Origin of the sequence: Uliginosibacterium sediminicola (assembly GCF_039631295.1) — a bacterium.
Classification (GTDB): Bacteria; Pseudomonadota; Gammaproteobacteria; order Burkholderiales; family Rhodocyclaceae; genus Viridibacterium; species Viridibacterium sediminicola.
The window spans coordinates 544,205-555,549 of sequence record NZ_JBDIVE010000002.1 but is presented as its reverse complement, the minus strand read 5'-3'; the positions used below and the strand labels follow the sequence as shown (position 1 = coordinate 555,549).

General features: G+C 62.2%; 11 protein-coding genes. 6 read left to right on the top strand and 5 right to left on the bottom strand.

Annotated elements, in window-relative coordinates; translation table 11 throughout:
* Positions 1-33 precede the first annotated feature (33 nt).
* The 3 genes from aceF to ABDB84_RS06425 all read left to right on the top strand — a co-directional run bounded on the left by aceF (position 34) and on the right by ABDB84_RS06425 (position 4,414).
* Positions 34-1,689 carry a dihydrolipoyllysine-residue acetyltransferase gene (gene aceF, locus ABDB84_RS06435; RefSeq protein WP_345918873.1) on the top strand — a complete coding sequence of 552 codons (1,656 nt, stop codon included), beginning with the start codon at positions 34-36 and terminating at the stop codon, positions 1,687-1,689.
* 175 nt (positions 1,690-1,864) lie between these two features.
* A complete protein-coding gene (lpdA, locus tag ABDB84_RS06430) occupies positions 1,865-3,655 on the top strand; it encodes a dihydrolipoyl dehydrogenase (protein WP_345918872.1) in 1,791 nt (596 codons plus the stop codon).
* Between the two features lie 93 nt (positions 3,656-3,748).
* Positions 3,749-4,414, top strand: coding sequence for an HNH endonuclease (locus ABDB84_RS06425; RefSeq protein WP_345918871.1), 666 nt, complete (start codon positions 3,749-3,751; stop codon positions 4,412-4,414).
* 29 nt (positions 4,415-4,443) lie between these two features.
* On the opposite strand, the gene ABDB84_RS06420 is transcribed toward ABDB84_RS06425, so the two are convergent.
* Genes ABDB84_RS06420 through ABDB84_RS06405 form a run of 4 tightly spaced genes read right to left on the bottom strand, consistent with a single transcriptional unit; the run spans position 4,444 to position 7,976 of the window.
* Entirely contained in the window at positions 4,444-5,601 is a 1,158-nt protein-coding gene (locus ABDB84_RS06420) for a glycosyltransferase family 4 protein (protein ID WP_345918870.1), read from the bottom strand.
* Positions 5,598-5,978, bottom strand: coding sequence for a diacylglycerol kinase (locus ABDB84_RS06415; protein WP_345918869.1), 381 nt, complete (start codon positions 5,976-5,978; stop codon positions 5,598-5,600). Before ABDB84_RS06415 ends, ABDB84_RS06420 begins: the two co-directional genes overlap by 4 nt.
* 27 nt (positions 5,979-6,005) lie before the next feature.
* Positions 6,006-7,193, bottom strand: coding sequence for a glycosyltransferase (locus ABDB84_RS06410; protein WP_345918868.1), 1,188 nt, complete (start codon positions 7,191-7,193; stop codon positions 6,006-6,008).
* Positions 7,194-7,976, bottom strand: a complete 783-nt coding sequence (locus ABDB84_RS06405) for a UDP-2,3-diacylglucosamine diphosphatase (protein ID WP_345918867.1) — start codon at positions 7,974-7,976, stop codon at positions 7,194-7,196.
* A 134-nt stretch (positions 7,977-8,110) separates the two neighbouring features.
* Between ABDB84_RS06405 and ABDB84_RS06400 the strand changes: the two genes are divergently transcribed.
* Positions 8,111-9,286, top strand: a complete 1,176-nt coding sequence (locus ABDB84_RS06400) for an acetyl-CoA C-acetyltransferase (protein ID WP_345918866.1) — start codon at positions 8,111-8,113, stop codon at positions 9,284-9,286.
* Between the two features lie 65 nt (positions 9,287-9,351).
* Here ABDB84_RS06400 and ABDB84_RS06395 read toward each other — a convergent pair whose 3' ends face one another.
* Positions 9,352-9,852: a YidB family protein gene (locus tag ABDB84_RS06395; protein ID WP_428715074.1), complete on the bottom strand. Its 501-nt coding sequence runs from the start codon at positions 9,850-9,852 to the stop codon at positions 9,352-9,354.
* A gap of 37 nt (positions 9,853-9,889) precedes the next feature.
* On the opposite strand from ABDB84_RS06395, the gene rpiA reads away from it, so the two are divergent.
* Positions 9,890-10,552 carry a ribose-5-phosphate isomerase RpiA gene (gene rpiA / locus ABDB84_RS06390; protein ID WP_345918864.1) on the top strand — a complete coding sequence of 221 codons (663 nt, stop codon included), beginning with the start codon at positions 9,890-9,892 and terminating at the stop codon, positions 10,550-10,552.
* Positions 10,553-10,637: 85 nt separating this feature from the next.
* A complete protein-coding gene (gene phoU, locus ABDB84_RS06385; protein WP_345918863.1) occupies positions 10,638-11,342 on the top strand; it encodes a phosphate signaling complex protein PhoU in 705 nt (234 codons plus the stop codon).
* The last annotated feature ends 3 nt before the right edge of the window (positions 11,343-11,345 follow it).

Genomic DNA, 11,345 nt, shown 5'->3' with positions numbered 1-11,345 from the left:
GCCTCACTCCTCGCTCCTCGCTAGGAAAAAGATATGAGTCAACTCATCGAAGTCAAAATCCCCGACATCGGGGATTTGAAGGATGTGCCTGTCATCGAGATCTTCGTCAAGGTCGGCGATACCGTGAAGGCGGACGACGCCCTGCTGACCCTCGAGTCCGACAAGGCCACCATGGATGTGCCCAGCCCGGCTGCCGGCGTGGTCAAGGAGCTGCGCGTCAAGCTTGGTGATCGCGTCGGCGAAGGTGCACTGGTGATGCTCCTCGAAGCGGCGGCGGCCGCCGCTGCTCCTGCACCGGCTGCTGCTGCGCCGGCGCCCAGCGCGCCCGCTCCGGTGGCTGCAGCGCCTGCACCTGCTCCGGTGGCAGCGCCGGCAGCGGCAAGCGCGGGTGGTCTGGTTGAACTGAAGGTGCCGGACATCGGTGACTTCAAGGACGTTCCGGTCATCGAGATTTTCGTCAAGGTCGGCGACAGCATTGCGGCGGATGCACCGCTGGTGGCGCTGGAATCCGACAAGGCGACGATGGAAGTGCCGGCGTCCAGCGGCGGTATCGTCAAGGAAATCAAGGTCAAGGTCGGTGATCGCGTCGGCGAAGGCGCCGTCGTGGTGGTGGTCGAAGCGGCGGGTGCTGCACCGGCAGCTGCCGCGCCTGCGCCTGCTCCGGTCGCAGCGCCTGCTGCGGCACCTGCTGCGGTGGCCGCGCCTGCACCCGCTCCGGTGGCGGCTCCTGTCGCCGCGCCGGCAGTGGCCACTGCGCCGGCCGGCAAGGCACACGCCAGCCCCTCGGTGCGCCAGTTCGCGCGTGAGTTGGGCGTTGATGTCAGCCGCGTGCCGGGTACGGGTCCGAAGGGCCGCATCCTGCAATCGGACGTGCAGAACTTCGTCAAGGGCGTGATGGCCCAGGTCGCGTCCGGTGCCGTCAGCGCCGCACCGGCCGCCGCCAGCGGTGGTGGCGAGCTCAACCTGCTGCCCTGGCCGAAGGTTGATTTCAGCAAGTTCGGCGCCATCGAAACCAAGCCGCTGTCGCGCATCAAGAAGATTTCCGGCGCCAATCTGCACCGCAACTGGGTGGTCATCCCGCACGTCACCAATCATGACGACGCGGACATTACCGATCTGGAAGCCTTCCGTGTGCAGATGAACAAGGAGCTGGAGAAGAGCGGTACCAAGCTCACCATGCTGGCCTTCATGATCAAGGCTGCCGTGGCTGCGCTGAAGAAATTCCCCAGCTTCAATGCCTCGCTCGATGGCGACAACCTGATCTTCAAGCAGTACTACAACATCGGCTTCGCGGCAGATACGCCGAATGGCCTGATGGTGCCGGTGATCAAGGACGCGGACAAGAAGGGCGTGGTCGAGATCGCCAAGGAAATGGGCGAGCTGGCCAAGCTGGCGCGCGACGGCAAGCTCAAGCCGGACCAGATGCAGGGCGGTTGCTTCTCGATCAGCTCGCTGGGCGGCATTGGCGGCACCTACTTCACGCCGATCATCAACGCGCCGGAAGTGGCGATCATGGGCGTCTGCAAGTCGGCGACGCGTCCGGTGTGGGACGGCAAGCAGTTCGTGCCGCGCCTGATCCTGCCGCTGTCGCTGTCCTGGGATCACCGCGTCATCGATGGGGCCGAAGCCGCACGCTTCAATGCCTACTTCGCGGGCGTGCTGCAGGACTTCCGTCGCGTACTGCTGTAAGGACGAAGGAAACGGGGCGCGAGCCAGGATGCCGGCGCTGTGTTTGACGCCGCCGCGATCCCCGCGCGTTCCCCGTTCCTCAAAATTGATGAGCTAGGCGTCAAGGCGCCGCCGGTGATGTGCAGCAAGCTAGCGCACGCCCGACGCGGTGCTGGCCTTGGCCCCAGGAGAAAAGATGAGCCAACTCGTTGAAGTGAAAGTCCCCGATATCGGCGACTTCAAGGATGTCCCCGTCATTGAGGTTTTCGTCAAGCCTGGCGATACCATCAGTGTCGATGATCCGATCGCATCGCTCGAGTCCGACAAGGCGACGATGGAAGTGCCGTCGACCACGGCAGGCGTGATCAAGCAGATCGTCGTCAAGGTCGGTGACCGTGTGGCCGAAGGTTCGGTGCTGCTGATCGTCGACGCCGTCGCGGGCGCACCGGCTGAAGCGCCCAAGCCTGCAGCGCCCGCTGCGGCACCGGCCGCTCCGGCTGCTGCCGCACCTGCCAGCGCGCCCGGCGCGGCGGGCAGCTACAGTGGCAAGGTGGATATCGAAACCGACATGCTGGTACTCGGCGCCGGCCCTGGCGGCTATTCGGCCGCCTTCCGCTCGGCCGACCTGGGCATGAAGACGGTGCTGGTGGAGCGCTACGCAACGCTCGGCGGCGTGTGTCTGAATGTCGGTTGTATTCCTTCCAAGGCGCTGCTGCACGTGGCCAATGTCATCGACGAGGCTTCGCACTTTGCAGACGTCGGCGTGACCTTCGACTCGCCCAAGGTCGACATCGACCGCCTGCGTGCCCACAAGGAAAAGGTCATCACCAAGATGAGCACGGGCCTGGCTGGCATGGCCAAGGCACGCAAGGTTGAAGTTGTGCGTGGCTACGGCAACTTCCTCGATGCCTACCATCTGGAGGTCGAGGCGACGGCTGGCGAAGGCCAGACGCGCACTGGCGAGAAGAAGGTGATCAAGTTCCAGAAGTGCATCATCGCGGCGGGCTCCTCGGTCGTGAAGCTGCCCTTCGTGCCCGAAGATCCGCGCATCGTGGACTCCACCGGCGCACTCGAATTGCGCCAGATTCCCAAGCGCATGCTGGTCATCGGCGGTGGCATCATCGGCCTGGAAATGGCCACGGTGTATTCCACCCTGGGCGCACGTATCGACGTCGTCGAAATGGCTGACGGTCTGATGGCCGGCCCGGATCGCGACCTCGTCAAGGTCTGGGAAAAGCAGAACCTGCACCGCTTTGACAAGATCATGCTGAAGACGCGCACGGTCGGCGTCACGGTTCGCCCGGATGGCATCCTCGTCAAGTTCGAAGGTGAGCAGGCGCCGGCCGACGAGCAGAAGTACGACCTCGTGCTGGTGGCCGTGGGCCGTAGCCCGAATGGCAAGAAGATCAGCGCCGAGAAGGCTGGCGTGCTGGTGACCGACCGTGGCTTCATCCCGGTCGACAAGCAGCAGCGCACCAATGTGCCGCACATCTTCGCCATCGGCGACATCGTCGGTCAGCCGATGCTGGCGCACAAGGGCGTGCATGAAGCCCACGTGGCGGCAGAAGTCGCAGCGGGACAGAAGCGCTTCTTCGATGCCTCGGTCATTCCGGGCGTGGCCTACACCGAGCCGGAAGTGGCCTGGGTGGGCGTGACGGAAGCCGAAGCCAAGGCCGCAGGCCGCAAGATTGGCGTTGGCAAGTTCCCGTGGGCGGCTTCTGGTCGCGCCGTGGCAAATGGTTGCGATTATGGTTTTACCAAGCTGATCTTCGATGAAGAGACGCATCGCGTGATCGGCGGCGGCATCGTCGGCCCCAACGCAGGCGACATGATCGGTGAAGTGGCGCTGGCGATCGAAATGGGTGCCGACCCGGTCGATATCGCCAAGACCATCCACCCGCACCCCACCTTGGGTGAGTCGATCGGCATGGCGGCGGAGGTGTTTGAAGGGACTTGTACCGACTTGCCGCCGATGCGAAAGAAGTAATCGGCGAAGTTACTTGGCAAACAAAAGGCTGCTCTCGGGCAGCCTTTTGTTTGAGCGTTCTACTAAAAGTAGGTGTCTCGTTGCGAGGGCATTATGGGAAATGCAACCCAGATGTGTTTGTTCGAGGGAGCTTTAATTTCTATTGAGCGAGCCATCGAAATACGAGATATGCGAAAAGAGGCCGGGTCGGCCAGCGCATTATTTTTTTGTGTCGAATGTGGCGAGCCGGTAAGACCTCTTCGAGCGCGTGCTTCGGGTGGTGTGGCGGCACACTTTCAGCATGTGCGAAGAAGCCGTCTATGCAAATTAAGTCCTGAAAATTATCGAGCGACTTTTAAAGATATAGAGGCTGTCAAGTCTTCCGGTGACTTGCGTCCCGGTCGTGCTGTTGTTCCGCAGCCATTAGCAGAGAGGCTTGAAGGGCGGAGTGCTCAATTCCTAGAAGGAGCTACTCGTGTTCTCGTGCTTAATGAATACGAGCGTAATCCAGACGCACGCTTAGCTTGTTTGCGTCATCATGGTTATGCATGCAGTGTTTGTGGATTTGATTTTGAGGCGGTGTACGGTGAGTGCGCGCGCGGATTTATACATGTGCATCACCTCGTTCCCTTATCACTTATTGGATCAGCCTACTTGGTTGATCCAATAGCCGACTTGATTCCCGTTTGTCCGAACTGCCACGCTGTTATGCATCTAGGTGGACAGTTGCGAACGGTGGAGGAAGTGAAAAGCTTGATGCGTGAGGCGCGCGCAGGCTGACATTTCAGGATTAATCCGGTTTTACATGCTTAGTCGGGCTTCAGCTCACCGCGCGAGGCGGCGCGCAGCACGCTTTCGAATTCGCTAATGACGGCCTCCCAAGTGATCGGCTCGACGCGCGCGCGCGCAGCGATGCGAGCCGTGTGGCGCAGGGCACTGTCGTCAGCCATCTGCACGGCAGCAGCGACGAAGGCCTGCTCGTCACCGGCAGCTACGGTGAGGCCGTGGACGCCGGAGCTGATCAATTCGGCCGCTGCTGCGTCGTGGTACGACACCACTGCCAGGCCGCTGGCCATCGCCTCGGGCACGACATTGCCATAAGTTTCGGTGAGGCTTGGGAAGAGAAAGATGTCGGCGCTGGCGTAATGCGTAGCCAGCTCTTCACCACGCTTGGCGCCGGTGAACACATGCGCGGGGAACTGTTTGGCCAGCGTTGCACGCGAAGGGCCGTCACCGACCCACACCATTTTTGCGCGCGGATGCTTGGCAAGAATCGCTTCGAAGGCGCGGGCTGCGAGTTTGAGATTCTTTTCTGCGGCCAGGCGTCCGACGTTGAGCACCACCAGGTCCTCATCGCCCGCGCCCCAGCGCTCGCGCAGTGCCTGGCTACGACGGGCGGGCTGGAACAGTTCGACATCGACCCCACGGCCGAGCAGGCGCGCACCGGGCACCTTGGCGCGGCTGAGGCTGTCGACGAGCACGCGGGTCGGTGCCATGGTCGATAGAGTGCGGCGGTGAAAGCGGCGCAGTACCGCGCCAATCACCGGGCCGATGATGCCAGCGCCATAGTGCTTGCTGTAGCCATCGAAATGCGTGTGGTAGCTCGATGTGATCGGCAGGCGCAGTGCGCGTGCCTGGCTGAGTGCCGACCAGCCCAGCGGGCCTTCGGTGACGGCATGTACGACATCCGGCCGATCACTTTCCCACAGCCGGCGCAAGCTGCGCCCGGCGGGCAGGCCGAATTGCAAGCCGTTGTAGCCGGGTAGCGGCAGGCCGGGCATCAACACATCCGGCCGCTGCGTGTCCGGCTGCGTTGCGCCGTCGCTGCGTTGGCGTGGGCGCACCACCTGGACTTGATGCCCGCGCTCGCGCAATCCCTCGACCAGCCGCGAGACCGTCATCGCAACGCCGTTGACTTCGGGGGGCCAGGTTTCGGTGACGAGGGAGATGCGCAGAGGACGGTTCATCTGATGAGTTCTCCAAAAATCACACAGCTCCATACCGCGATGACATTGACGAGGGCGACCAGCACGGCCGCGCTGCCGATGTCCTTGGCGCGTTTGGAGAGACGGTGGTGTTCCAGGCCGACGCGGTCGACGGTGGCTTCGACGGCCGAGTTGATCAGTTCGACGATCAGCACCAGCAGCACGCTGCCGATCATCAGCGCATGGGCGACGCCGGAGACCGGCAGGCAGATCGCCAGCGGGATGAGGATGATGGCCAGCAGGACCTCTTGCCGGAAGGCGTCTTCAAGGCGATAGGCATCGCGCAAACCATCAATCGAGTAGTGCAGGGCATTGAACAGGCGGGTCAGGCCTGTCTTGCCTTTGAACGGGCTTTCCATGTGTTCTCCGTAGGGGACGCCTGTTGATCAGGCATGTGCTGCGCGTTTGGCCAAGTCTGGCTCGTTTATTCTCTGGGACAGCAGCGAGCGGTACAAGTCCGCCAGCTTTTCTGTCAGTGCAGCATCGGACCACTGTGCCGCCCACTGGCGCCCTTTCTCGCGCATCTCGGTTTGCAAGGCGGGATCGCCGATCACGCGCACCAGCGCTTGTGCGAAGGCTTCTTCCTGCGCCACCGGTGCGATGGCGCCCGATGCGGCGGTGAGGATGTCGCAGGTGCCCATCTCGGCCAGGGCGATCACCGGCAAGCCAGCGGCCATCGCTTCGAGCAGCACCAAGCCTTGGGTTTCGGTGCGTGAGGCGAAGACAAAGACGTCTGCCGCCGCGTAGCAGTCGGGCAGTTCGCTGTCGCGATCAAGGTAGCCGACAAAGCGTATCGAATCGTTCAGGCCCAGGGTCTGCGCTTTGTCGCGCAAGTGTTCGAGGGCCGGGCCTTCGCCGGCGATGAGCAGCAGCAGGCGGGGTTTTTTCTGCAAGGCATGGCGCAGCGCTTCGATCAGGAAGTCGATGTTCTTCTCGTGGGCGGCGCGACCGACATACAGCGCAACCGGGCGATCCGCTTCGATCTGGTAATGCGCGCGGAAGCGCTCCCGCATGCCACCGGCAAAGCTGCGCAGCGGGATGCCGGTGGGCAGGATATGCATCGGCCGTGCGACGCCGTAGGACTGCAGGCGTTGCAGCATCGGCGAGGAGGGAACGATGACGGCATCCAGCGCATTGCATTGCTGGCGCGAGATCATGCGCGCCAGGCCACGCAGCCATGACGCAGGAACGGCTGGCGCGTAGTGGTGCAGGTATTCCTCGAACAGCGTGTGGTAGCTGGCCAGCACCGGCCGATTCAGCGTGCGTGCGGCCTTGATGCCGGCGCCATGCGCGCAGAACGGCGTCTGGATATGGATGATGTCGCAATCGCGTGCGGCTTCCAGTGCTGCCGCCTTGAAGTGATCGGGGCGCACGAAGCGGTCTTCGCGGTCCATCGGCACGCTCCACGAGGGCAGGCGATGGACATCGGCTTCCGCCGCTTCGTTACCGTAATGCGGGGCGACCAGTACGCTGTCGATGCCAATCCGCGAGAGCTGGCGGCGATAGGTCTGGATTGCGGTCGATACGCCATTGACGCGTGGGAAGTACACATCGGACAACATCAGTACGCGCATTCAGGATTCTCCAGCGAGCGCTTCTTCGAGTGAGTGTTCCGCTACGGTGGCCGAGATCCAGCTCACCAGTTCGAGACGGCCGTCCAGATGCTCGACGATGCCGGTACAGCTATCGACCCAGTCGCCACAATTGACGTAGGTGAGCCCATTCATTTCGCGGATCGCCGCCCAGTGGATGTGGCCACAGATGACGCCGTCAAGTCCGCGTGCGCGTGCGCTGTGCACGACGCTTTCCTCGAAGTCGAAGATGAACTGCAGTGCTGTTTTGACCTTGCGCTTGGCATAGCCGGCCAGCGACCAGTAACCCGACAGACCGAGTTGCCGCCGCAGCCAGGATAGCCAGATATTGATGCGCACCAGCAGGTTGTAGGCAATGTCGCCAAGGATGGCGACCCACTTGTGGTAGCGCGTGACCTGATCGTATTCGTCGCCATGCACCAACAGGAAGCGCTTGCCATCGGCCAGCTGGTGCACCCATTCGCGTTCGACACGGATGCCGCCGAAGTCAGTGCCGCAGTAAGCGCGCAAGGCTTCGTCGTGATTGCCCGGGATGAAGGTCACCGCTTCGCCGTGACGCGCGCGCCGCAGCAGCTTTTGCACCACGGTGTTTTGCGCGGTGCTCCAGCTGATCGAGCGCTTCATGGCCCAGAAATCGATGATGTCGCCGATCAGGAAAACATGATCAGCGGGGTGTTCGCGGAGAAAGTCCAGCAAGCGCTCGGCCTGACAAGCGCGAGTGCCGAGATGGATGTCCGACAGGAAAACGGTCCGTACGCGAGGCATGGCGGCATTTTCTGGACCGATTGTTGCAGTGTCATGACGTGTCATCTGCGCGACATACTGGAAATCCCCTCGCTGCGCGCATGCAATGGCTTGGGTTAAGATGCTTGCAGGCTTAAGTCCGATCAGGAGAGATCATGGAAAACGTTGTTATTGTTGGTGCAGCACGAACAGCAGTAGGCAAATTTGGTGGATCTCTGGCCAAGGTGCCCGCGGCTGAGCTGGGCGCGACGGTCATTCGCGCCTTGTTGGCGCGTACCGGCGTGGCGCCGGAGCAGGTGAGCGATGTGCTGCTGGGGCAGGTGCTGACGGCCGGTGTCGGGCAAAACCCTGCGCGCCAGGCGGTGATTCGCGCTGGTCTGCCCGAAGGTGTGCCGGGGATGACCATCAATATGGTCTGCGGCTCGGGTTTGCGCGCCGTGATGCTGGCCGCGCAGGCGATCAAGAGCGGTGATGCCGAGATCGTCATCGCCGGTGGTCAGGAAAACATGTCGGCCAGTCCGCATGTGCTCAATGGCTCGCGTGATGGCTTCCGCATGGGCGACGCAAAGCTCGTCGACACCATGGTGCACGATGGGCTGTGGGACATCTATAACCAGTATCACATGGGTGTGACGGCTGAAAATCTGGCCAAGAAATACGGTCTGACGCGCGAAGAGCAGGATGCTTTTTCGGCTGGCTCGCAACAGAAGGCTGAGGCTGCGCAGAAGGCTGGCAAGTTCAAGGACGAGATCGTGCCGGTGGTGATCCCCGGCAAGAAAGGCGATACCGTTTTTGACAGCGACGAGTACATCAAGGCGGGGACCACGGTCGAATCGCTGGCCGCCTTGCGCCCGGCTTTCGACAAGGCCGGGACGGTGACAGCAGGGAATGCCTCAGGTATCAACGACGGCGCAGCTGCCGTGATGGTGATGACTGAGTCGAAGGCGCGTGCGCTGGGTCTGCCGATCCTCGGCGTGATCGCCAGCTACGCCACGGCAGGTGTCGACCCTGCGATCATGGGCATCGGCCCGGCTCCGGCTTCGCGTCGCGCGCTGCAAAAAGCTGGCTGGACCATCGATACGCCCGACCTGATCGAGGGCAATGAAGCCTTCGCCGCGCAGGCGCTGGCGGTCAACAAGGAGCTGGGCTGGAATCCCGAAAAGATCAACGTCAATGGCGGGGCGATTGCGCTGGGTCACCCGATTGGTGCTTCAGGCTGCCGCATCCTGGTCACCTTGTTGCACGAAATGCAGCGTCGTGATGTCAAGAAGGGTTTTGCAACGCTGTGCATTGGTGGTGGCATGGGCGTGGCAATGGCCATCGAGCGCTGAGGCGTTTGTTTCACGTAGTATGAGAAACGGCGCGGGTAACCGCGCCGTTTTTTTGCCTGCTATGTTCAGGCTGTTTTGCCGAGCAGCCCGCCGAGCAGGCTGAGCCCTTGCTGGATCAGCGCTTCCGAGCCCTCGGTGCTGCCGTTCGGGGTGACTTTGTCGATCAGCTTGGGCAGCAGCTGCGCCAGTCCGCCCGAGACCTGATCGGCCGGCAGGCCAAACTGGCCTGCCAGATCGGCAAGTGTGCCTTGACCCAGGGCCTGGCTCAGCTGGCTGGCGTCGATGGGCAGATTCTCTCCTGTGCTGACCCAGGACGCAGCTTGTTCGCCCAGACCTGCAGCATTGAATTTTTGCAACAGGCCACCGAGGCCGCCCTGGCTCTCCAGCAGGCTTGCTGCGATCTGCAGCAAGGGGCTGGCGCCTTGCTGGGCGCCGCCGCCGAGGGCGCTGTTGAGTAATTGACCTGCCAGTTGTCCGAACAAGCTCATGAAGTCCTCCGCATCGGTTTTGGGGTTGCTGTTGTTGTCTCGTCGCGCTGCCTGCGTTCGCGCATGCGGCGCTTCCACTACAATGCGAGCATCGCATAGTTGATGTAGGTCGTGTATGAATCAGGATGATCTGAAACGCTCTGTTGCAAACGCTGCCCTGGCTTATGTGCCGGAGGGCCAGATCATCGGCGTGGGCACTGGCTCAACCGCCAATTTCTTCATCGATGGTCTGGCCCAGATGAAGGATCGCATCCGTGGTGCGGTCGCCAGTTCCGAAACCAGCGCAGCCCGTTTGCGCGCACACGGTATTGCGCTGTTCGATCTCAATGATGTCAGCGAGCTGTCGGTCTATATCGATGGCGCTGATGAAGTGGACGGACGCCTGTGCATGGTCAAGGGCGGCGGGGCGGCGCTGACGCGCGAGAAAATTGTCGCGGCGGTGGCGCAGCGCTTCGTCTGTATTTGCGACGGCAGCAAGCTGGTGGACACGCTGGGCGCCTTTCCGCTGCCGATTGAAGTGATCCCGATGGCTACGGCCCAGGTCTTGCGCGCGCTGACTGCGCTGGGCGGTACGCCGAGCGTGCGCGCCGGCGTGGTGACCGACAATGGCAATGCCATCGTCGATGTGCGCGGACTGCGCATCACCGAGCCGGAAGCCTTCGAGGCGCAGCTCAACAATATCGTCGGTGTCGTCACCAACGGCATCTTTGCCCAGCGTCCCGCCGATGTGCTGTTGCTGGCGACGGCGCAGGGCGTGCGCACAATGTTACGGAACTGAAATATTGCGGTCATGCGGATGATGCACACTGGGCTGCTTTGTGCTCCCGTGTGGAGCCGTTACGCCACATCAAGGAGAGATCAACATGTCTGATCACACAGTTCGCCAGTACGACGTCGAGCTTGAGAGCATTCGTACGCGTGTGCTGCAGATGGGCGGTTACGTGGAGCTGCAGGTCGTCAAGGCGCTCGAAGGTATGCTGACCGGCGACCAGGCGACGATTGACCGGGTGATCGAGAATGATCGCCGCGTCAATGAACTGGAAGTGGACCTAGACGAGGCTTGCGCCAACATCATCGCCAAGCGTCAGCCGGCGGCCAATGATCTGCGCTCTATCCTCGCCGTGTCACGCGTGGTGACCGATCTGGAGCGCGTGGGCGATGAAGCCAAGAAGATCGCCAAGGTGGCCCGCGCCATCCACACGCCGGATGCCATCGCCACGACGCCGCGTGTTCAATTGCAGCATCTGGGTAATCTGGCCATCGAACTGCTGCGCAAGGGGCTCGATTCGATGGCGCGCCTCGATGTGATTGCTGCCGCCGAAGTGGTGTCGCAGGACAAGGATGTCGATGGCGAATTCAAGGGTGTGATGCGTCAGCTGATCACCTACATGATGGAAGATCCGCGCACCATTTCGCGCAGTATCGACATCCTGTTCGCCGCCAAGGCACTCGAGCGCATCGGCGATCACGCCAAGAACGTGGCGCAGCATGTGGTGTTTCTGGTGCGCGGCCGCGATGTTCGCCACCTCGGTGTTGACGAGATCCGTCAGGCGGCCGAAGGTCTCTGAGGC